The sequence below is a fragment of the Pseudodesulfovibrio aespoeensis Aspo-2 genome (genome assembly GCF_000176915.2).
In the GTDB taxonomy this organism is placed as follows: domain Bacteria; phylum Desulfobacterota; class Desulfovibrionia; order Desulfovibrionales; family Desulfovibrionaceae; genus Pseudodesulfovibrio; species Pseudodesulfovibrio aespoeensis.
Map to the genome: position 1 here is coordinate 3,453,579 of NC_014844.1, position 21,907 is coordinate 3,475,485.

The 21,907-nt window shown below is 63.5% G+C and carries 20 protein-coding genes; 5 read left to right on the forward strand and 15 right to left on the reverse strand.

The genetic code is table 11. From position 1 onward, the window contains the following. Window positions 1-278: 278 nt before the first annotated feature. The 9 genes from DAES_RS16005 to DAES_RS16045 all read right to left on the reverse strand — a co-directional run bounded on the left by DAES_RS16005 (window position 279) and on the right by DAES_RS16045 (window position 11,798). On the reverse strand, window positions 279-1,604 hold the full coding sequence (locus DAES_RS16005; RefSeq protein ID WP_013516087.1) for an HD domain-containing protein: 1,326 nt from the start codon (window positions 1,602-1,604) through the stop codon (window positions 279-281). Window positions 1,605-1,673: 69 nt separating this feature from the next. Beyond that, a complete protein-coding gene (locus tag DAES_RS16010; RefSeq protein ID WP_013516088.1) occupies window positions 1,674-2,957 on the reverse strand; it encodes a dihydroorotase in 1,284 nt (427 codons plus the stop codon). A 109-nt stretch (window positions 2,958-3,066) separates the two neighbouring features. Next, window positions 3,067-3,996 (reverse strand): aspartate carbamoyltransferase catalytic subunit, encoded by a 930-nt coding sequence (locus DAES_RS16015; RefSeq protein ID WP_013516089.1) that lies wholly within the window; start codon window positions 3,994-3,996, stop codon window positions 3,067-3,069. Next, on the reverse strand, window positions 3,993-5,150 hold the full coding sequence (locus DAES_RS16020; RefSeq protein ID WP_013516090.1) for an amidohydrolase family protein: 1,158 nt from the start codon (window positions 5,148-5,150) through the stop codon (window positions 3,993-3,995). The genes DAES_RS16015 and DAES_RS16020 overlap by 4 nt, the downstream gene beginning before the upstream one ends. Window positions 5,151-5,314: 164 nt before the next feature. Further along, window positions 5,315-6,178, reverse strand: a complete 864-nt coding sequence (locus tag DAES_RS17100; RefSeq protein ID WP_013516091.1) for a hypothetical protein — start codon at window positions 6,176-6,178, stop codon at window positions 5,315-5,317. Between the two features lie 77 nt (window positions 6,179-6,255). After that, a complete protein-coding gene (locus DAES_RS16030) occupies window positions 6,256-6,456 on the reverse strand; it encodes a heavy-metal-associated domain-containing protein (protein WP_013516092.1) in 201 nt (66 codons plus the stop codon). A 60-nt stretch (window positions 6,457-6,516) separates the two neighbouring features. Beyond that, on the reverse strand, window positions 6,517-7,179 hold the full coding sequence (locus DAES_RS16035; protein ID WP_013516093.1) for a response regulator: 663 nt from the start codon (window positions 7,177-7,179) through the stop codon (window positions 6,517-6,519). 2 nt (window positions 7,180-7,181) lie between these two features. Continuing rightward, complete coding sequence (locus tag DAES_RS17105) at window positions 7,182-9,971, reverse strand: PAS domain S-box protein (protein ID WP_013516094.1); 2,790 nt, start codon at window positions 9,969-9,971, stop codon at window positions 7,182-7,184. A gap of 180 nt (window positions 9,972-10,151) precedes the next feature. Continuing rightward, window positions 10,152-11,798, reverse strand: coding sequence for an alpha/beta hydrolase family protein (locus DAES_RS16045; protein WP_013516095.1), 1,647 nt, complete (start codon window positions 11,796-11,798; stop codon window positions 10,152-10,154). 366 nt (window positions 11,799-12,164) lie between these two features. Here DAES_RS16045 and DAES_RS16050 point away from each other — a divergent pair, with 366 nt between their 5' ends. Further along, on the forward strand, window positions 12,165-12,842 hold the full coding sequence (locus DAES_RS16050; protein ID WP_013516096.1) for a CBS and ACT domain-containing protein: 678 nt from the start codon (window positions 12,165-12,167) through the stop codon (window positions 12,840-12,842). A gap of 69 nt (window positions 12,843-12,911) precedes the next feature. Here the strand turns inward: DAES_RS16050 and DAES_RS16055 are convergent, their stop codons facing one another. After that, the gene (locus DAES_RS16055; RefSeq protein WP_013516097.1) at window positions 12,912-13,280 is read right to left on the reverse strand and encodes a response regulator; all 369 of its coding nucleotides are present in this window, start codon (window positions 13,278-13,280) and stop codon (window positions 12,912-12,914) included. A gap of 34 nt (window positions 13,281-13,314) precedes the next feature. After that, window positions 13,315-14,286: a response regulator gene (locus DAES_RS16060; RefSeq protein ID WP_236608426.1), complete on the reverse strand. Its 972-nt coding sequence runs from the start codon at window positions 14,284-14,286 to the stop codon at window positions 13,315-13,317. Between DAES_RS16060 and DAES_RS16065 the strand changes: the two genes are divergently transcribed. The 3 genes from DAES_RS16065 (at window position 14,264) to DAES_RS16075 (ending at window position 17,337) form a co-directional block, all read left to right on the forward strand. After that, window positions 14,264-14,914 (forward strand): IS1595 family transposase, encoded by a 651-nt coding sequence (locus DAES_RS16065; RefSeq protein WP_013513076.1) that lies wholly within the window; start codon window positions 14,264-14,266, stop codon window positions 14,912-14,914. The two genes, DAES_RS16060 and DAES_RS16065, sit on opposite strands and share 23 nt — an antisense overlap. Window positions 14,915-15,450: 536 nt before the next feature. Further along, a complete protein-coding gene (locus DAES_RS16070) occupies window positions 15,451-15,747 on the forward strand; it encodes a hypothetical protein (protein ID WP_013516098.1) in 297 nt (98 codons plus the stop codon). Between the two features lie 522 nt (window positions 15,748-16,269). Continuing rightward, on the forward strand, window positions 16,270-17,337 hold the full coding sequence (locus DAES_RS16075) for a tyrosine-type recombinase/integrase (RefSeq protein ID WP_013516099.1): 1,068 nt from the start codon (window positions 16,270-16,272) through the stop codon (window positions 17,335-17,337). 173 nt (window positions 17,338-17,510) lie between these two features. On the opposite strand, the gene DAES_RS16080 is transcribed toward DAES_RS16075, so the two are convergent. From DAES_RS16080 to DAES_RS16095, 4 genes are read right to left on the reverse strand one after another with little or no spacing between them, the layout of a single operon-like run. After that, window positions 17,511-18,068 (reverse strand): acyloxyacyl hydrolase, encoded by a 558-nt coding sequence (locus DAES_RS16080; protein ID WP_013516100.1) that lies wholly within the window; start codon window positions 18,066-18,068, stop codon window positions 17,511-17,513. Between the two features lie 56 nt (window positions 18,069-18,124). Continuing rightward, window positions 18,125-18,619: a hypothetical protein gene (locus DAES_RS16085; protein ID WP_013516101.1), complete on the reverse strand. Its 495-nt coding sequence runs from the start codon at window positions 18,617-18,619 to the stop codon at window positions 18,125-18,127. Beyond that, the gene (locus tag DAES_RS16090; protein ID WP_013516102.1) at window positions 18,620-19,906 is read right to left on the reverse strand and encodes a ChaN family lipoprotein; all 1,287 of its coding nucleotides are present in this window, start codon (window positions 19,904-19,906) and stop codon (window positions 18,620-18,622) included. It lies immediately after the preceding gene. 7 nt (window positions 19,907-19,913) lie between these two features. Then, window positions 19,914-20,657 carry a DUF429 domain-containing protein gene (locus DAES_RS16095; RefSeq protein WP_013516103.1) on the reverse strand — a complete coding sequence of 248 codons (744 nt, stop codon included), beginning with the start codon at window positions 20,655-20,657 and terminating at the stop codon, window positions 19,914-19,916. Window positions 20,658-20,803: 146 nt separating this feature from the next. Here DAES_RS16095 and DAES_RS16100 point away from each other — a divergent pair, with 146 nt between their 5' ends. Next, on the forward strand, window positions 20,804-21,871 hold the full coding sequence (locus DAES_RS16100) for an IS110 family RNA-guided transposase (RefSeq protein WP_013513773.1): 1,068 nt from the start codon (window positions 20,804-20,806) through the stop codon (window positions 21,869-21,871). Window positions 21,872-21,907 lie beyond the last annotated feature (36 nt).

Sequence of the window (21,907 nt, forward strand, 5' to 3'; positions counted from 1 at the left end):
TTTCGCCAGCAGGTCGATGTTACTGGTGTCCGACGCGGGAGACCCGATCACAGACTCTTAAAAAGTGGTTTTTGCTTACTTTTGGCCGCTTTGGCCCAAAAGTAAGTCGCGACGGAGGAGCGAAATCCTCACCCAACTCCCCATTCCGCCGAAGGCGGCTTCCTTATCTCTCCCCTTCCTCTTCCTCTCCCTCTCCTCTTTCCGCTGATCCGACCCAAAAAGAAAAACGCCCGCCCCGGAATATCCGGAGCGGGCGCGACAATCCAGCCGACTCCCCTCTACAATTCGTCCCGGTACCTGAGCACAAACGCCTCGGCCTGCTCCATCGAGCTGACATCATTGGCGATCTGCGCCTTCAGCAGGGCCTCTCGGATCACCCCGATGATGGGCCCGGGCTTGAGCCCGGTGATGATCATGATCTTGTTGCCGTCGAGCAGCGGCTCGATCTCGTCTTCCGGGATATCGGCGCGCTCGGCCATCTTGAGGTTATGGTTGAACTCCCGCCAGGAGCCGCCCCTGGCCTTGATATCCGCCCGGACCATCTCCATGATGCGCGGATACTCGTCCAGCGAACGCAACCGGCGGATGCCCTTGTCCGTGAGCATGAAATGAGGCCGCATGTGGTTCTTGACCAGATCGCAGATCAGCTCGATGTCCTGCTCCTCAAAGCGCAGCCGCTTGAGGATCTTGCGCGTCACCTTGGCGCCCACCCGGTGGTGCTGCAGGAAGTTCCAACGGCCCTCGTAGAACTCCGCCGTGTAGAGCTTGCCCACGTCGTGAAAGAGGCAGGCCACGGTGCCGAACCAATCATAGGGCAACTCTTCGGGGTAGGCCTTCATCGAGGCCAGGGTGTGCTCAAGCACGGTTTCCAAGGCGTCGCTGTCGGCGTTCCTGATCTGCTGGACCCGCGACAGGGCCGCGATCTCCGGGATCAGGCCGTGCAGGAGCATGGAATCAAACAGCAGGCGGAAGAAGCGGTGCATGGACTCGGCCTCGACCTTGCGCCACTCGTCGAGAAAATCGCTCATGGGCACGTAGTCGAGCACGCGCCGGACATTGCGCACGATGGCGATCCAGGAGTTGGCCTCGATGTCCTTGTCGAAGTTGGCGGCAAAACGCAGAGCGCGGTAGGCCAGGGAGTAGTCCTTCTTGAGCGCCTGATCGGGCACGCCCTTGAAGCGGATGAAACCCTCGGAGAAGTCCGCGAAATCCGCGTACAGGTCCTTGGCCTTGGGGATGAACGGGCAGACCGCCGAGAGCGGGATGTCGCCGCGCTTCTCAAGCCTGCGCAGCAGCCTCGGCGTCATGGTCGAGACGGCCTCCTCGGTATAGGAGGCGTCGTCCACATCCGCAGGGTAAAAGAAATAGGTCACGCCGCCCTCGTTCAGGGTGCCCAGCGTGCCCTTGTCCCTGGATTCCACGATGGAGGGGAAATACTTCTGCAGCTCGGAGAATCCGGCCTCGGTGCAGATGTCGAGCTCGCGCTCGCTGCCGGTCTGGTCCAGGGTCAGGGCCTGAAGCCGGACATTGACCACATAAGCGTCGTAGCCGTTGCGCATGATGGTTTTGCAAAAGCCCACGGCGTCCTTGAAAGGCTGACTCATATATCTCCTCACGAAATGCTTGCTTGATGGGACCACCTGTCCGCGCAACCTCTGGTTCCGCAGCCAAGCCTATACAATCTTTTTGCCCTGAATGAAATGGGTTTTTACCCGCCCCTTCAGGACAGCCCCGGCAAGCGGCGTGTTCTTGCCCTTGGAGTGCAGAGTGGCTGGCCCAACCGTCCACTCCTCGTCCGGGTCAAACAGGAAGAAATCCGCTGGATCGCCCGGCGCAAAGGTGTTCACCGGCAGGCCGAATATCCCGCACGGCCCGGTGGTCCAGGCGCGCAGGAAGGTCTCGCGTGAGAGTTTGCCCTCGGCCACCAAGGTCCAGGTCGTGGACAGGGCGGTGTCCAGGCCGGTGATGCCGCACGGGGCCACGTCGAACTCGGTCTCCTTTTCGTGGGCCGCGTGGGGTGCGTGGTCCGTGGCCAGGATGTCGATGGTGCCGTCGGCCAGCGCGTCGAAGAGCGCCTGCTGGTCATCGGACGTGCGCAGCGGCGGGTTGACCTTGGCGTTGGTGTCGTATTCGGTGGCCTCGGCCCCCAGGTAGGCTTCGGTCAGAATCAGGTAATGCGGCGCGGTCTCTGCCGTGACCCTGACCCCACGCGCTTTGGCAAAGCGGATGAGGTCCACGGACTTACGGCAGGAGATATGGGCCAGATGGATGGGCAGGTCCAAGTACTGGGCCAGCAGGATGTCGCGGGCCACCTGGAGCGCCTCGGCCACGTCAGGCTGGGCGGGCAGACCCAGGCGGCTCGACACCGCGCCCTCGTTGACGCCCGCGCCAACGCCCAGGTAGGGGTCCTCGCAGTGGTCGATGACCATCTTGCCCCAGTCCGAGGCGTATTCCATGGCCCGGCGGAACAGCTCCGTGGACTTGATTGGCACGCCATCGTTGGAAAAGGCCACGCACCCGGCCTTGGCCAGCTCGGCCATGGGGGCCAGCTCCTCGCCCGCAAGCCCCTTGGTCAGCGCGCCGATGGGAAACAGGCGCGGCCCCTTGGGCCACGACCGGCGGGCTTTTTCGAGCATCAGCTCGGTCACGGAGTCGTCGTCGTTGACCGGTTTGGTGTTGGCCATGCACATGATGTTGGAGAACCCGCCCCAGGCTGCGGCGCGCAGCCCGGACTCGATGTCCTCCTTGTACTCGAAGCCCGGCTCGCGCAGGTGCACGTGGGCATCGGTCATGGACGGCATGAGCGTCAGGCCAAACGCCTCCTCCACCACCGCGTCCCCCGGCTCAAGCGTCTTGGCCGAGGGCGTCACCTCGACAATCTTGCCCCGGCCCACGAACACGTCCACGTCCCTGCCGTCGAGCTTCGCCCTGCGGACGATCAAATCAATCCTGGCCATCTTCATTTCTCCATCGCCTTGAGTCTCAGCCAATCACTGCATTGTCGCAAGGCTGTTCAAATGTGTTCGAGTGCAGCAAAACGACAATCGTGCATTTTTCAACACCTTGCTACATTTCGCCCTTGCGGGTCATGTAGAGAAAGAGCAGGGCCATGCGCACCACCACGCCGCTTGAGACCTGATCGAGGATCAGGGAGTCGGCGCAGTCGGCCAGCTCGGAATTGATCTCTACCCCCCGGTTGATGGGGCCTGGGTGCAATATCTTGACCTCGGGCCGGGCCAGCTCCACATGGCGCGGGCCAAGGCCGTAGGTGCGCGCGTACTCGCGCAGGTCGGGCAGCAGGCCGTCCTGCTGGCGCTCCAGTTGCAGGCGCAGGCACATGACCGCGTCCACGCCGCGCACCGCCTCGTTCAGGTCCGAATACACCGTCACCGGCCAGGAGCGGGCCGCCGGCGGCAGCAGGGTGCGCGGGGCGCACAGGCGCACCCTGGCCCCCAGCATGGTGAGCAGGAGGACGTTGGACCGGGCCACACGGCTGTGGGCGATGTCGCCGAGGATGAGGATCGTCTTGCCCGCCACCTCGCCCCATTCCTGGTGCAGGGTGAAGCTGTCGAGCAGCGCCTGGGTGGGGTGGGCGTGCCGCCCGTCGCCCGCGTTGATGACCGAACACTCCACCCGCCGGGACAGGAACCTGGCCGCGCCGCTGCACCAATGGCGCATGACGATGGCGTCCGGGGCCATGGCCTGGAGCGTCAGGGCCGTGTCCTTGAGGGTCTCGCCCTTGATCAGGCTGGACGAGCTCTTGGTCAGGGAGAAGGTGTCTGCCGAGAGCCGCTTGCCCGCCACATCAAAACTCGTCTTGGTGCGCGTGCTCGGCTCGGCAAAGAACAGGATCACGCTACGCCCCTTGAGGGTGGGCACCTTCTTGACGGGCCGCTCCTGCAATTCCTGAAACCGCCCTGCGGTCTCGAAGATTGCCATGACCTCGGGCCGCGACAGCTGGGACACGTCCAGCAGATCCTTGTGTAGCCACTTCATATACTCTCATGCCTCCGGCGCTGGTGAAAATGGTCGATGATGGTCGCAGGGACAGTGGAAAACAAGGCTGCCCGGCCCGGCTCGATGGTCCCCAGCCGATCAGCCGCGCCCAGGATGCGGGCCGGGGTCCGGGTGATCATGGCCAGGAGGTCGGTCAGGGACAGATCGCCCTCGAACCCCCCGGCGAAATAGGCGGCCTCGGCATAGAGGTCGAGATCGTGGTTGGAGGCCAGGGAGTCGGTGCCCAGGCACACGGGCGCGCCCGAGGCGACCCATTTCTCCCACGGGGCGCGGTCGCCGCCGATATAGTGATTGGAGCGGGGGCACAGACAGACCGTGGCCCCGGACCCGCGCACGGTTTCAATGTCCTGGTCCGTGACCTTGACGCAGTGCACGGCCAGAGTCGTGGCGTCGAGCAATCCGAGGTCAACGGCGTGCTGCACCGGGCGTTTCCTGGGCGGGGTGAAGTCGAGCAACCGGCCCCGGTTGCGGAGCAGGTCCAGGAACGCGCTCGGCTCCCCGGCCATGATGGCGGCCTCGTCGTCGTGCTCGGCCAGATGGAGCGAAAAGGGCAGGTTGCGCGTCCCGGCTTCGGCCTTGGCCGCGCACAGCACGTTGCGATGGGTGGTGTAGAGGGAGTGCCCGGCGACAGACAGGATACCTCGGCCGTACCCGGCCTGGGGGATGAAGCTCTTTTTGGGCACCGCCTCGCCGATGGCCTCGGCAAAGACCACGAAAAAAAGGCCGGAAGCTTCGAGCGTTCCGGCCATCTCCTTTGCAAAGCGGGTGGCGATGTCTCCGACCATGACGGTCCCGGTTCGTTTCAGCTCGCAAAGGGCCGTGTCGAGCAGCGCGGGGTCGAGGTCGAAGATGGGCCGGGTCAGCAGGTCCTCGACCCAGGCCACGAATCCCCGGCCCTGGGGGCAGAGGCCGCGCAGGTGGGCCAGTTCGAGATGGGAATGGGCGTTGACCAGACCTGGCGCGATGGTGACATCGCCCAGGTCGGTGACAGGTCCGCAGTGGGTCGGGGCAAGGTGGCGGTAGGTGCCGAGCTCGATGACAATCCCCTGGCTGACGACGATGGCCGCGTCGTCGATGACAGGCGCGCCGGGGATCATGGTCGCGGCCTTGGCCGCACGAAACAATTCAGACATTCGCTGTTCCGGCTTCCCCCTGGTCAGGGCTGTTTGGCTGGTGACGTGTCCGCGCACGGACTGAAACTAGTGAGTACCGTTTTTTGCCGTCATGGTCCAGGGAAATCGGGCCGCAAGGCGTCTTCGGCCAGAAAGGGACAGGCGCAGGACCGAAGGGGGCCGGGCTATACAGCCATGTCCATGAATTGCGGGGAGGCGGCCTGGATGTCGGCGTAGGCAGCCATGGCCGCCTGGGTCAGGGCGCGCGGCGCGCCCGCCTGCGAAAGACCGAATTCCTCTCTGAGCTGGCTGGCCAGATCCTGGAGCCCGGCTGTTTCCTCAAGGCTCTGCTTGAGGGCGTCGAGGAGCTGGGCCGTGGGGTCCGGGGCATTGCTGTCCCCTGCCGCAGCCTGCGCGGCGCGCAAAAAGGAACGGGCGGACATGGACTGGCCGGAGTCGGTTTCGCCGCTCTGGGCAGCGTGAAATATTTCGCTCTGGCCGTTGTCGAAATAGGCGTTGAGTTGCTCGTTGACGCCCGAGTTGAAGCGGGCAATGGCCTGATCCCCGGAAGCGATGCCCTGGGTGCGGTCGATGAACCGGAGCACATCGAGCAGCCCTTCTCCCAGCGTCTCCTCGCTCACCCCGCCGCTGGTGGCGGCCAGGAGCATGCCCGAGGCCGCAGCCCCGGTCTCGTCGCCGAAGCTGCCACGCACCCAGTCCAGAGTTGAAGCCAGGGAGTCGCGCAGCCCGCTCGCGTCCATGGCCTGCCCGTTTGCATCGACCGGCGCACTGTCCATGCGCCGGACGATCTCGTTGGCCACGGTCAGTCCAAGGGTCTGGGAGCCGGATTCCGGCAGGGAGCCGGGCTGGACGCCCGAGTCCGGGACCGACAGGCCGTCTGCCAGCCGGGAGCCGACGCCCTCTGAGGGCAGGGGCTGGGCCGGGGTCGCAAACCTCGACCCGGCGGGGCTTTTGCCCGTCTGCACCTGCTGCATGGCGCCGAGGCTCATATGGCTTGCCTGGATGATCATGCCCGTCTTATCGGCCATGGCCGGGATTACTTTACTGCCCGGCAGGCCGAAAGGACGGACTTTTTTCCAGGCGCGGCCCGCTCATGGGGGGGGGATTACAGACCGACCACCTCGAAGCCGATCCGGCCGATGGCCCGCTTGATCTCCGCCGTGTCGATGGGGGCGGATTCCTCGAAGGTCACGTTGCCTGAGGACAGGTCAACCTGGACGTTTTTCGCGCCCAGGGCTTCCAGGACCTCGGTCACGGATTTGGCGCAGTGCTGGCAGCTCATTCCCTTTACTTTGACAACAGGCATGGCGGTCTCCTTTTTTTGATCTCGGGTCGGGCGTTGACTGCCCGGCCCGCATTTGAGCCGCTATATGGCCCAGGTGTCAAGGTCGATGAGTCCGAGCCGGGCCGCGTAACGGATCAGTTCCACCGTGCTGTGCAGGCCGAGCTTCTTCATCAGGTTGGTGCGGTGGTTTTCCACGGTCTTGGGGCTGATGAAGAGCTTGGCGGCCACCTCCCTGGCGGTCATGCCCTCGGCCAGCATGCGCAGCACCTCCTGCTCGCGCGCGGTCAGGGTGGTGTAGGGGTCGCGGCCGCTCCCCTGGCCGTCCTTGGCCTGCATCAGCTTGTAGACCACCTCCTGGGACAGGGCGTCGTCCAGGAACAGCTCGCCCCGGGCCACGGCGTCGAGCCCCCGGATGAGGTTCCCGGCGGCGGACTCCTTGATCATGTAGCCCGAGGCCCCGGCCCTGAAGGCCTCGACAATGTAGTCGGCCTCGGAATGCATGGAGATGATGATGAACCGGGTCTCGGGCAGGGTCTGCTTGAGTTCGCGGATCATCTGGATGCCGTTCTTGCCGGGCATGGAGATGTCCACCAGCATGATGGCGGGCCTGTGCCGCTTGCCCAGGCGGATGCCGTCCGCGCCGTTGCCAGCCTCGCAGACCACGGTGTATTTCTCATCGCGGCTGACGATGGTCTTGAGCCCTTCCCTGAACAGGGGATGGTCGTCGACGATCATGAGTTCCATGCCTAGGCGCTCCTTTTGAGGGTGTCGAGTGGGATTTTGAAGACGATGCGGGTGCCGGTCCCAACACGGGACTGGATTTCCATGACGCCGCAGACGAGCCGGGCGCGCTCTTCCATGCTGCGCAACCCCATGCGGTTCTCGGCCAGGGCCTCGGCCATGCGCCTGTCCACGTCAAACCCCTGGCCGTTGTCCTCGATGCGCACGAGCAGCTCGGGATGGCTCTTGACCATGCGCACCGCCACCCGGCTGGCCCGGGCGTGCCGGGCCGTGTTGTTCAGGGCTTCCTGCACCATGCGGTAGAGGTTGATCTCGGCGTCGAAGCTGAGGGGGACGTCGTCCATGCCCACGGCCTGGAAGCGGACCTCCAGCCCGGTGCGCCGGGCCGTTTCGGCGCAGTGGTTCTCCAGGGCGAGGAGCAGGCCGAGCTGATCGAGCGCGGGCGGGCGCAGGCCATAGGCGATCTCGCGCACGGCGGCGATGGCCCCGCGCACCACCTCGGTCACGGCCTCGCCGCGCTGGCGCAGCACCTCGTCCACCCAGGCGCAGCCGTCGAACAGGGTCTCCATGTTCAGGACAATGGACGAAAGATCCTGGGCCACCTTGTCGTGCAGGTCGCGGGCGATGCGCTGACGCTCGTTCTCCTGGGCGTGGATGAGCTGCTGGGTCAGGGAGAGGATGCGCTCCTGGGCCAGCCTGCGCTCCTCGGCCTCGGCCATGAGCCGGGTGTTGGCCTCGGAGAGTTCGGCGGTGCGCAGCCTGACCCGGTTCTCCACCTCGGCGTGGGCGGCCCGCAGCTCCTCTTCGAGCAGTTTGTGGCCGGTCACGTCGGCCAGGATCTCCAGGTGGGCCTGCTGGCCGTTCCACATGATGGGCTTGATGCTCAGGGTGACCCACTTGATCCCGCCGTCGCCGGTAACCACGCGGAAAGGGGCAAAGGCCACGGCCTTGCGGCCCCCCAGGTGGATGGCCACCTGCTCGCGGATTCCGGGCATGTCGTCGGGATGGATCAGTTGCAGCGGATTGAGGGCCTGCAACTCCTGGCGGGCGTAGCCGAAGACGTGGGTCATGGCGTCGTTGATGAACAGGATGGACTGGCCCTGGATGACGGCCACGCCCTCCTGGGCGTTTTCCACCAGGGCGCGGTAGCGTCCCTCGGATTCCATCAGGGCCTGCTCGGCCCGCTTCCTGGGGGTCACGTCGAGCAGGGAGACAATGACCCGCGACAGGGTCTGCCTGTGTTCGGGCGGCACGGAAAAGTGGACCATGACCCAGATGATCTGGCCGTCCAGGGTGCGGTGGGTGATCTCGCCGCAGTATTCATGGCCGCCCGAGGCGAGCACGATCATCTCCTCGGTGAAGGCGTTCATGGAGCTTTCGGTCAGGACCTTGTCGAGGTTGCCGAGCAGGTCCCCCCGGCTTTCGGCCCTGAGCAGTTGCAGGGTGGCCTTGTTGACCGCGACCACGTCCACCAGGGCGGCGCAGCGGGCCAGATCTTCCGGGTGGGCGCTGAAATGGGCGCGGAAATCCGTCACCCCGCGCGCCTTGAGGGTGTCGAAATGCGCCTTGAGCCGGGTCAGGTCCTCCTCCCACAGCGAAATGGGCGAATCCTCGAACAGGGCGCGGAACCGGGCCTCGCTCTTCCTGAGGGCCTCCACCGTGTGCATGTATTCGGTGGCGTCGCTGGCCATGCCCTCGATGGCGATGGGGTTGCCCTGCGTGTCCTTGTGCATGACCACGCGCTGGCGCGCCCAGCGCACCTCGCCCGACTTGTGGATGAACTGAAAGACGTATTCGGACCTGACCACGCCCCGGCACAGCTCGGCCCAGGTCTTCCGGAAATAGTCATGCCAGTCAGGGTGGATGAGCTCGCGGACAAAGAGCGGCTGCGCCTGGTACTCGGCCAGGGGGTATCCCGAGAATTTCTCCACCGAGGGGCTCAGGTAGTCGTAGGTGCCCTCCGGGATGGCCATGCGGAAGAAAATGTCGCTGGTGGAGGAGGAGATGAAGTTGAGGCTCTTCTGGGCCACGGCCAGCATCTCCTGGGCCTCGTGCCGCCGGGTGATGTCCGAGAGGATGCCTTCCAGGGCCGTGGCGGTGCCGTCGGCCTCCCTGTCCAGGGTCACGCGCTGGTTGATCCAGCGCAGGGAGCCGTCCTTGTGGATCAGGGGGAATTCGTATTCGTCGCGGCACACGCCGTCGAGCATCTCGCGCCACCACAGGTCGAAGACCCCGGCCCATTCGCCCGGCATGAGCCGGTCAAAAAGCCCCGGAATCTCGTAGAATTCCTGCGGGGAATAGCCCGTGATGCTCTGCACCGCCGGACTGATGTAGTCGAACCGCCTGTCTGCCACGCGCAGCCGGAAGAGGCAGTCGCGGGTGTTTTCGGTCAGAAAGTGGAGGTGGCGCTCGCTCTGGGTCAGGGCGTTGCGCAGCCGCAGACTGGCCGAGGCGTCGCGCATGATGGAGATGACGTGGGTCAGGCGGCCCGCGTCGTCCAGCACCGGGTCAAATCGGCCCCAGACCGGGCAGAGCCGGCCACTGGCCGTGCGGATGGCGTATTCCCCCTCCCAGCTTTGGCCCGCGCGGACCATGGGGCGAACGGTCTGGTCGAGCAGCGACTGGGTCTTGCCGGGCAGGATGTCCTCGGCCCTGCCCCCGACGATCTCGGCCAGGGAATACCCGTAGAAACCCGTGAAGGCCTGGTTGGCGAAGATGGGTCGCAGATTCTTGTCGCGGATGGCCATGGCCACACCGGACGCGCTGAGAACCTGCGCGAAGAGGTGCGGGTTCATCTCCTGCCCTGAAGCGGGCGGGGAGGGACTTGGTGCGGGCGGGATTTGCTTCACGCGTGTTCAGCCGTCAGGGGTGGATGGACCGGGACTCGTGCCGAAATATACCCATAGCCCATTCGTTGGGGGATGTGAAGGCGAACCCGTTGCAACATGGGGTTGTTTCGATGCCCTGCGGATCAATCAGGGCTGCCGGGGCAGGCCGGTTATCCACGATGCGCCCAGGCGGGCGTGTTCCTCGGTCACCTGCTCGACCCAGCCGGAGAGTTCGCTCTGGGCGGCCTGCACCTCGCGGCTCGCCTTGAGCGGGGCCATGACTATGGTGAAGGCGCGCCTGTCCGTGCCGTGCAGCCCATGATCGCGCAGCCCTTCGAGCATGGCTACGAAGGATTGCCAGCGGCCCAGGCTGCGCCCCGTGATCAGCCACAGCACGGGCATGTCCAGAGCGGCCAGTTCCTGGCGTCCGGGCAGCCCGTCCGGCCCCACGGTATCGTCGAGCAGGCAGACCACATAGGCGGGCCTGACCGCGTCCGATCCGGCTTCGGTCTTCTTCCGGGAGATGGCCTGAAGGGCGGCCCGGAGGGCGGCGTTCGCACCAGGGCCGTTGCCCCAGATGCCCACCCGCGCACGGTCGATCTGGTCAAGCCCGGCGAAATGGTTCACAGCGGCCACGGTCTCCGCCACCTGCCGGGCCAAAGGCTGGACCACGGGCTGGGAGACCGGGAGCCCCTCCGGATCGTTGCAGCCGCTCGGCACAAAGGAGAAGACCGCCAGCCCGGAAACGGACAGGGAGCGCGTGAAGCCCTGGATCAACCCCTCGTCCACGCATTTCCCGCCATAGGCCAGGACCACGCCGGGATGCCCCGTGCCCGTGGGCGGCAGGGTGGTGCGCCCGGCACGCTCCTCCGTGCTTTCCTCCCTGCTCCCCTTTTCTTCACCCGGAACAGGAAAGCGCACGTCGCTCTCGCGCACATGGACCTTGACCGGAAAGTGGGCCAGACGGTCGTCGTCGGTCATCAGGATGAACCGCTCGATGCGGTCGTCCTTGGCCAGGAAGGTCACGGTGCCTGCCACCGGCTCGTCCGCGTCCAGGGACGGCCCGATGGTGTAGACGTATTTGCCGAATTCCTTGAGGCGGCGCAGGGTCTTGTTCTTGGAGTCGTAGATCAGGAAGCGTCCGTATTTGGTGTCGCGGGCGTCGATGATGGAGATGACCCGGTCGTCGCGCGTCCTGAACTGGCCGGAGAATTCCGTGGCCTCGTAGGAGTAGTGGTCGGCCATCATGGATCGGCCAAAACGGGCCTCGTGGCCCCGGTGGGCGATGATGTCGTGGCGGCTCACCTCGATGGGCGGCGCCTTGTCCTCCCGGACTTGCGCCGGGTCCGCGGGCTTGGCCAGCGACTCCTCTCTGGGCGACTCTTCGAGGGGCGGCCCTTCCTTGACCGGGCTGATCTCGACGGCCCCGGATTCCGGCACCACCTCGGCGGCTGGTTCGGGCGCGGCCAGAGGCTCGGGCGGCGGCGCGTCGTCGAGCAGAATGGTCTTGTCCATGGGCAGGGCCGGGGGGAGCGGCGCGTTTGTCATTTCCGACTCGGGAATTTCAGGCTCGACCACTTCAGGCTCGACCACGTCAGGCTCGGGCACAGGGGGCGGAGGCAGGGGCACGGGAAGGGGCGCGAAGAGTGCTTCGGGCTCGGCCTGCGCGATCCGGGTCAGGTCCAGCTCCATCAGCTCGCGCAGGTCCGGCTGGGCCAGATGCATGGTCTGGACCAACACCACGACAAGGGCCGTGTGCAGGAGAAGGGAGAGGAGCCAGCTGAACGCGCGCATGTCGGTTCCGGGTTGTCGCCTTGTGCCCCGCCCCGCCGGACAGTGGGCCGGCACCAGGGGGTGGAGCCGGAGCAAGACGTGTTCATGAAGACGCCGGTCGGACACGATGATCCCGGCCATGCTCAACCAATACGCCCCGCCCAGCCATATGGCAAGAAAAGGCTGCGTAACCGGCTGTCTTTTCAGACGGTTGAGGTCTGCAATTCGGCCCGCCGGGGGGGCGCTGACCAGTGCGGAAGCCTTGGCCTGTGCCGTGTCGTTGCATTTTCGACCACGAACGACTAAACTTGTGTTCATGTGCGTCGTTCAGGCGTCATTCGGGCGTCACAGAGAGCAGGACGCGGGACGGACACAAGGGAGGGAGCTATGCTGGTCAGAGATTGGATGACGGTCAACGTCATGACCCTTGGGGTCAATTCGTCGGTCATGGACGCGGCAGACATCCTGCGCCAGAAGGACATCCGCCAGTTCCCGGTCGTTGACGGCCAGGGCGTGCTGGTGGGCATCGTGTCCGACCGCGACATCCGGGACGCCATGCCGTCCAAGTTCATCCCCGGCGACTGTACCGATGGCCGCGAGGGCGGCCTGAACACCCTGACCGCAGGCGACATCATGACCCCCGGCCCGCTGACCGTGGCCCCGGACACGGCCATCAACGCCGTGGCCGAGATCCTGGTCAGGCACAAGATCGGCGGGCTGCCCGTGGTTGAAGGTGGGAAACTGGTGGGTATCATAACCCAGGCGGACGTGATGCGCTTTTTGTGCGCGGCCTCCGGGTCGCTGCGCTCCGGCACCCAGCTCGCCTTCCGGCTTGAGGCGCGCCCCGGCCCCCTGGCCGCGCTCCTGACCGACATGCGCGAGTTGGGGCTGACCTTCACCAGCGTGTTCACGGCCAACGACATCAAGCAGCCGGGCAACCGCAACGCCTACATCCGCGTGGAGGGGCTGGGCGGCAGGTCCGTGGAACAACTGGTGGAACTGTTCCAGAAGAAATACGTCGTGCTTTTCTACGTCAACGAGGGCGTCACCGTGGACGTGGCTTAGGCAGGCCCGCAGGAAGCCAGACAGCGAGGCCGCATCCCCTTCCGGGGGGTGCGGCCTCGCTGGTTCCGGTCAGTCGGCCAGGGCCTTCTTGACCGAGTCCACCAGCTTGCGGGTGTCGATGGGTTTGGTAAAGGTGTCCACCACGTCAAAGACCTTGGCCAGCTCGACAATGGCTTCGGGGTTGAAGGCCTCGCCCCCGGAGATGGCGATGAACTTGTGCGAGCTGTCGGACTTGATCAGCTCGCCCATGACCTGGAGGCCGCCCTTCTTGGGCAGGAAGATGTCAATGATGCTCAGGTCGATGGTCCTGTCCTTGAACATGCGCAGCGCCTCTTCGCCGTCCCCCGCCTCGATCACCGCGAACCCCTCGGCCTCCAGCACAGATTTGAGCAGCTCCCGGATCATGGGGGCGTCGTCAACTATCAGTATGGTCTTCATCTTCGCACTCCTCGCGTTGATGGTCGTGTCAATGTCATTTTCGGCCTGCCGCCTGCTTCAGGAACTCTAGCGCGGAAAACGCCTCGGATTCAAGTGTCTTATACTCTCGCGCGGCAGATGCGGCGTCCTTTTGCCGACAGAAGAACTCCACCTGCTCGGCCTGGGCCCCGGCCCGACGCACACCCACGGTGCGCGCCGACCCCTTGATGGAATGGGCCAGCCGCATGGCGTTTTCCCAGTCCCCTGCCTTGATGCTTTGCCCCAGTTCGGCCAGCTCGCCGGGCGTGTCGCGCACAAAGATCGCGTCCATGCGTCCGAGCAGGTCGGCCCTGCCGCCGAGCATGTCCAGAGCCCCTTCCCGGTCAAAGGCGTCGCAGCTGTTGCCACCCTTTTCCCTGTTCACGCAGTCCGCGCCCGCCGGGCCGGGGTTGCCGATGCCGCCCTCAGGAGCGTCTTCCCTGGCTGGGTGGCTTGCCCGGTCGCGGGAGACCACCTCGGCCACGGTCGAATAAAAGGTGTCGATCTTGATGGGCTTGGGTATGTAATCGTTCATCCCCGCCGCCAGGAAACGCTCCCGGTCGCCCTTGAGGGCGTGGGCGGTCAGGGCCACGATGGGGACCGACGGATCAAGAGCGCCCGAGCCGGGATCGCGGATGGCCCTGGTGGCCGTGATGCCGTCCATGATCGGCATCTGCACGTCCATGAGCACCAGGTCGAACAACTCGCGCTTGACCGCCTCCAGGGCCTGGGCTCCGTTTTCCACAGCCACAGCCGTGTAGCCTTGCTCGGTCAGCAGGTCCAGGGCCAGCCTGCGGTTGAGGGCGTTGTCGTCGGCCAGCAGCACCTTGAGCCCAGACAGGGGGGGGGCTGGCTCGGCCCCGGCCCGCCCGCTGCGGATGGCCGCCGGATCGCCCACCGCGAACTGGCCGATGAAAAAGAATGGGGGCTGTACCAGATAACTCCTCTGGGTTATCAGTATGGCAATGCGAAAAAGTCGTTTGAGCAAGGACAAGCAGCTTCGTTTAATCGAACATTTTGTTGCCGGCACGACAGCTCGTTGTGCTGCTGATCTGGTTGGTGTGAACGTCAAAACAGCCGCCTATTACTTTCACCGGCTCCGGGAAATCATAGCGGAAGAAGAGTCCTGTGAAGGGATGGATTTTGGCGAATTTGAGGTCGATGAAAGCTACTTCGGTGGCAAGCGAAAGGGCAAAAGAGGACGTGGGGCGGCTGGTAAGGTTCCTGTTTTTGGAATCCTTAAAAGGGGTGGGAAGGTATATACACAGGTGATTCCTGATGCAAAAGGTAAAACCTTGCTTCCCATTATTCAGGAAAGAATCCAGCCAGACAGTGTGGTTTACTCGGACTGCTGGTATGGCTACAATGTCCTCGATGTGTCAGCATTCAAACACTTCCGAATCAACCACTCGAAGCTGTTTGCAGATAGCCACAACCACATCAATGGAATCGAGAATTTTTGGAACCAGGCCAAACGCCATATGAGGAAATTCAACGGCATTCCAACCAAGCATTTTTCTCTGTTTTTAAAGGAATGCGAGTGGCGTTTTAATAACAGCAATCCGCGAAGTCAGTTTAAACAGCTGAAACAGTGGGTTAGAAGGTATATGGGCTAGTTATCTGGCACAGCCCCATATCCTTTTGCCGGAGCTTGCGCGTTGGTCTGGGGGCGTCATATGGTAGGGCATATCCGTTGGATAATTTCGTAATCAAAAGGAGGTATGACGCAACCAAGGCGCGTTCATAAGTTTTGACGAAGTCTAAACTGATGAACGCTTAAAGTGGCACTAACATGCCGTAACACCGAGCACTTCGCTGCCGTTCATTTCCAAACGGCACAGTTTCACATCCAAACGCCAGGCTGGAACACAGCACCCCCGCCGGACAAACGGTAGATGTCTAGAAATCTGCCGTTGTCGAAATTCCCCCACGGCCACCGCTTTGTGCGCAGGACGAACGAGCCTGCGTGATGGTACCCCTTATTGACTGGATTTTCAGGATTTTTCTTCTGTGGGAAACGGACATTGATTTGTCTCGTGTCGGTTGTTGTGTGGCGCATTCGCGCCATAGGCAGGTCATTCCCCGGCAAACGGGGAAGGTCCGACCTGCTTTGTCCCGGGGCGCTGCCCCGAACTTCAGGAAGGAGATCCATATGAAGTGCGCGAACAGGGCAACCCTGTCCGGCCCCAAATCGAAACAGTACAGGACCCACCAAAACGCCAAGGCCTTTGCCAGGCGGCTTCGCCGTGCGGGCTTGGGTGTTCGCAAATGGACCAATATCACGAGCACGCATTTTGCGGCAGTTGCCCGGCAAATGGAAGACGATGGCAGGGGTGACGGGTGCATCGCCGAAGTTTTTCCGGCGGCCCGTGACGACATCAAAGTCACTGCCGGCCATTCCCCCACCCGCCGTGACGTGTCCGATGCCTGCCTTGGCAACAGCCATTGACAGAACCCCGCTTCGGCGGGGTTTCCTTTCGGGCGTGAGGTCGCCAAATGAGGTCCGCTACCTGGGAACGAGTATCGATTTCGTCAGATGAGGTTGCGAGGCGCAGCGGTTGAGATTGACTCGTTCATTCAATCCGGCAGCGCTCTGGCATCAGACCGATGGCGCCGGTCTCTGCACCAAAAATGGTGCTCAAGAGCGAGGAGGCCCGAGTGCCACCGGGAAAAATGTCACTTTCTGAAATTTTCCCCCTTGCCGAGCTTGCGTTTTCATATTCCGGGAGTGTCAAACTGACCTGTGGGGCGACAATCCATGTCGGCTCACGGCGGACAGGGCGAGAGATTCAATGAAAAGACCGGGGAAGAATCGTGGGCTTTGACAACGAAGCGAAACCGAGCATACTCACCGTAAAGGATGTCGCAGACTATCTGGGCAAAAGCGTGGACTGGGTCTACGACCATGCCGAAGACATCGGCGGCGTCAAACGCGGTGGGTCATGGTTCTTCCCTTCCCGGAGGGACATTTATGACCATCTATTCCAAAGCCGGAAAAGGGTTCCGGTACGACTTCATGGTGAAGGGCAAGCGCTACACCAAGGCGTGGTTTCGGACAAAACGCGAAGCGCAGGCGGCGCAGGCGCAAAGAAAAAAGGAGGTGGCGAAGGCAGACAAGATGGCCGAAAGGAACGACATGGGCTTGCTTGACATGCTCAACAGGCGACTTGACACATTGCAGGAGCGCTCGTTTTCGACCCAGTATTACAAGAACACCCGCTACGCCGCCCAGCGGTTGCTCAAGCACTTCGGCGATGTGCCGTGCAGCACCATTACCAGCAGAATGGCTGACGATTACTTGCTGTCCCGGTCCAGGTCGTCGACGCCCCTGGCGGCCAATGCCGACCTGCTGCTCCTGCGGGCGACATTCGCCTGGGCCATGAAAAGGGGACAGCGGTTCATCGCCGACAACCCCTTTGCCGGGCTGGAATCGTTTCCAAGCCATTTGGCCGAGAAGAAGAGGCGGACACCGGATTCCCAGACTCTGGACCGGATCATCGCGGCGGCCAAACCTGAAGACCAACCATACCTGTGGGTGATCCGCGAGACCCTGGCCCGAAGCGTCGAGGTGCATCGGTTGAAATGGAAGCGGGTCAACTTCGAGGACCGGTACGTGGAGTTGAAGACCTTCAAGAACAAGGACCGAAAGCCCGTGCTCCGGCAGGTGCCGATGACCGACAAGCTGTACGAGGTGCTCAGTGAACTGTATGCCAGGCGCGACCCAGAAAAGGAATGGGTGTTCTGGTGCCGCAGCTACAGCCACAAGCTGAAACGGATGGTGGACGGGCCCTACACCAAGGGCCGCTACACCATGCTCAAGACGGCGTGCAGGAAGGCCGGTGTCGGCTACTATTCGTTCCATCGCTTCCGGGCATCGGGTGCTTCGGTGATGGACAACAACGGCGCGCTCATCTCGGGCATTCAGCATCTGCTGGGGCATGCCGACCGACGGAGCACCGAGATCTATCTGGAAAAGCTGCGGAACGTGGAACGGGACGCCATGGCAATCTATGAAGCGCAAAGCCGCCGGGTTGCCTGACGGATTCACACACGGTAGTCACACACAAAGATCAACGGGCTGCGACCAATCGGTCGCAACCCGTTGAAAACAGAAGGCAAGAGCCGATAGTCCCACACAAGGTGGCGGCTATTTCCAAAAGTTTTCCCCCCGGAATCTCTCACCCCAACCCCAACCCCAACCACTCCGCGTCCTTAGAAGCGGTAGCCGAGGCGGAGGCCGGCGTTGTCCATGCCTTCGTTGGGATTGGCGATGTAGGCGTTGGACATGTGTTCAAACTGCAGGGAGATATTGATTTTTTCGGTGATGTTGTAGCCCAGGGCCGCGCCGAGGCGGAAGAGCACGGGCGAGCCCAGGGATTTGCGATTGGAGTCGTCGGTGTCGAGCTTGCCGTTATGGGCGGCCAGACCAAGATTGGCGTCCACAAAGAAGTCAGCGGGCAGGTCGTATTCCCAGGTCAGGCCGGAATAGAGGAAGGAGGTCTTGCCATCGGTGTTGATGGTGGCGCCCAGGTGCGGGCGCGGCGACCAGACGGTTTCGAGAAACGAAGGCGAGACAAAGAGCACCTCGCCGTTGATGTCCGCGCCGTTTTCGCGGTGGAAGCTCCAGAAGCTGATGTCGTGGGCATAGACACCCCCCCGGACCTCGGAGATCACCTGATCCGGGTCGGCAGCGTGCGATCGGGTCGGTGCCGCAAGGGCCACGGCCAGAAGCGCGGCCAGGGTCAGCAGCATGGACAAGATTTTTTTCATGACAGCCTCCTTCGGGATTCCAACTGTATGACGGGTACGCCGGGAGTGCACTCCTGTCAAGGATTGGGGGGAAAGCAAAAGGCGTCGAGCATGGCTGGCTGATCGGTCGGCGGTGCGCTGACCCAGTAGACGAGGTCTGCGCTGTACCAGATGAGATGGACCTGCCCCATGCCGTGAAACCGGTAGACGGCCACGCCCTTGTGATCGAGGCGGGCCGGGTTCTTGAAGGGCGATTTGGGGTTCTCGTACATCATGTGGACCATCTGCCCGGTCTGCCGCCGGGCCTCGGCCTCGGACAAGACGCGCGACACCCAGACCTCTGCCGGGCGATCCGCGGAGCCGGACCGGGCATAGCGGGCCACGAGGCTCTCTTCGGCGGGCAGGGGCTTGCCGTGCAGCGTGTCCACCTCGGCCTGGGCAGCAAGGCCGGTGACAAGCTCGATACGAACCAGATCGGCCACGGTCTGGGGCATGGTCGGCAGCGTCCCGCCAGCCCAGCCCATGGCCGGGATCAGGAGGACGGCCAGGAGGAGCGCAAGCATCTGTTTCATCTATCTTCCCCTTCCGGTTTCAGGTTTGGTTTGGGACGAGTCCGAAGATTTCGGCATCTGAGTTCCCTCAGCCGTGGCAGAGCTCTTCGGCATGGTCTTCCCGGCCTTGGTGCCGAGCTTGCCCAGGTCCGCCTTGAACGTCTGACCGCCGCGCCAGACTGTGAACACCAGCGGCTCGTCCGCCTCATGGACCTTGAACCCGGCCATGTGCAGGTCCATGAGCCGGTCCAGGGGCACGCCCGTGGCTTCGAGCAGGGTGTCGCCGGGCCGCAGCCCGGCCACGTCGGCCCGGGATCCGCGCGTGACCGACTCCACCAGCAGGCCGCCCCGGCCCGTGGCCGTCAGGGTCGCGCCCATTTTGGATTCATAGGTTTCCGGGCAGAAAATGAAGGCGTCGCCCGAACCGCTGTCGAATTCGTCGCCGCGCCAGGGCATGATCAGCAGGACCTTGGCGCCCGGATCGAACTGCCGGATGCGCCGGGCAATGCCCCAGCCGTTTTCCACATGGCCGCCGCCCGCCACCACCAGCACGGGCCAGTCGTATTGCCGGTGCATGGCCACGGCCACCTCGGCCATCTTGGAATCCCAGATGGCCTGGACCAGGAAGAACCGCTCGCGCCGGGTGGCCTCGTCGAGCGGCAGCTCGCGGGCGTCGCGCGCCAGGTGCTGTTCAAGGACCATGTCCAGGAACGGGGCCTGGGCGTTGGCCACGGGCACGATCTCGGCAGGGAGCCAGGCGCGCTCGTCCTGGGTCAGGGCGTCCAGGCCTTCGCGCGCGATCTTGCGGGTCACTGCCGAGGGCACGTTGAGCCCGGCCACGGGCAGGCTGTGCCGCCGGATGGTCTCGAAGTGACCGCGAAAGAGCGCGTAGGGATATCCCCAGCGCTCGCTCCACTTGAGCTCCGCCTCCAGACCGTCCACATCCACCTGCCCTGCGGCGAACCGGTCCAGGGCGGGCTGCATGTCCACGGCCACCATCTCCAGCCCGACCACGGGCGGCGCGCTGGATTCGGCCAGCCCGGCCAGCAGCCGCTGCTGCACTGTGTGATCACAGGCATTCCGATGGTCCTCGCCCACGAGGATGTAGTCCTTGCCCTCGGCCAGCTTGAGCACCTCGGCAAAGGAGAGCCGCTCGCCCACGCCGGACACGAACTCGCCGGACCGGGGCAGGAAGGTCACCCCAAGGGGCGGGTGCGCGACCTTGGCCGTACACGCCCCAAGGGCCATGGCCAGAACCAGCAGCAGGGCCAGACGCGGCGCGGTCGGCCAGAAAAGTCGCATGTGCATGGAATCCTCAGCAATTGTTGAAATCGTGATACCAGATGGCCATGGGCAGCCCGGTCCCGTCGCGCTCCGGCGGATCGGGCATGGGCGTGGGACGCCCCTGGCAGCAAGCGGCGCTCGCGGCCAGGATCATGGCGTCGAGCATGTCGTCGGTGGCCACCGCGGTGCGCGGATACCGGCCACGGGCGTCCGCGAGCATGGCCTGCGCGTCGGCAATCCGCTGTTCGACCAGCCGCAGCCGCTCAAGCCCGCCCAGGAACTCCTTCTTGGAATAGACCATGGGCGCGCCCCCGGCCAGGGAAAAACAGACCTCGGGATGCGCCTCGAAGACTCTGCCCCGCGCCTCTGGCGTGGCGAGCAAGAAAGCGTCCACCTCAAGAATCTTTGGCACAATACAAAGGGATTGCTCAGAAAGTGACTTACCGGAAAGCTTTCGGTTGGCATCCCGTGCCGCAGCCTTGCGTACAGCCGAAGGCGTGTCCTCGCGCCCCATGGCCAGGGCCGCCTGCCGGGCCGGGACATTGAACACGCTCGCCCCTCGCGGGCCGAGCCGCTGCCGGGCCAGGCCGTCGGCCAGCCGCGTTCCCTGGTCTGGAAGCCCCACCGGGATGTCCGCAAAGAGGACCGCCGCGTCCGAATGGTCGCGCCAGACAGCGGCCATGTCCGGATACAGGGCGCACTCCCAGCGCGCGCCGTCCCCGGTCCAGACCGCGAACCAGCCACCCCGGCATCCGTCGATTCCCACGCCTTTCATGCCCTGCCCATACACCGGGCCGGGACCATCAGGCAATCGCACGCCGACAATTGCACAACGGACGCGGGCACGACCCAAATACCATGCTGGCCTTACCTGAGGTAGTCTGAGTTTGAACGACAACTTAGAACCGCAGGAGGCACAGCATGGCAAAGTATTCAGTATCACGAATCAGCGATTTTCTGGAAGCGTTTGAAGGCCGGGAGATTCACGTCGGCGTGGACGTTCACAAACTCAGTTATCATGTGGCGGTGCGTCGCGAGGATGGGGCTTGTGAGACATGGGTAGCGCCTGCCAAGCCATATGATTTGGTCCTGGCGTTGCTCGAATTGGGGCAGCCAATAGCACAGGTCACTTATGAATCCGGCCCAACGGGTTTTGGGCTATGTCGGGCCATGGAAGAGGCTGGCATAGATTGCTGCGTGGTTGCCCCGAGCAAGGTTCCCCGTGCTGTGGTTGCGGGGTCAAAGACAGATCGGTTGGACTGTATCAAACTGGCCGACTATGCCGCCAAGGGCATGCTTAAGGGGATCGCCGTGCCTACTCCTGCCGAGGAAGGAGAGCGCAGCCTGATTCGCCGCAGGTCGCAGATTGTCGACAACATCCGCCGCGCCAAGTTACGGATCAAGTCGTTGCTGCTTTACGTCGGCGCGGAGGAGCCGCCAGGGCTATCGCAGTGGTCCGGGCAAGCCGTTGGGAGACTGTCGACTCTTCAAATCGAGCCTGCCGCCAAGTTGACGCTGGACAGCCTGTTGCGCGAGTTGTCTTGGCAGAAGGTGGAGCTAAAAGAGATCGAGGCGACTCTGTCCATGATCATGGTAAAACGGCATGAAGAGGCTATGAAGCGGCTGCGGACGGTCCCCGGCGTCGGCCCGACGGTCGCCACCACGTTTTTGCTGGAGGTCTTTCGTCCGGAGCGTTTTCAGTGTCATGAACAGGTCGTGTCGTATCTCGGTCTTGCGCCGACGGTTCGCCAAAGTGGTGAGCGATCATCACGCGGCCGACTTGTTCCTGTCGGACAAAAACGATTGCGAAGCCTCCTGGTCGAATCCGCTTGGATATGGCAGGCAAAAGTTCCTAAAATCAAAGAACGTTACAACCAGCTTGTCGCAAAAACAGGAGTGCCGCAAAAAGCCATTGCAGCCATAGCTCGCCTCCTGGCAATCGTTTTATGGCGTTTGAGTCTTTCGGGCCGTTGTTATCAAAGTTCATAACCTGAATCACCAATCTGCGCGGGCGTTTTTCGGCTG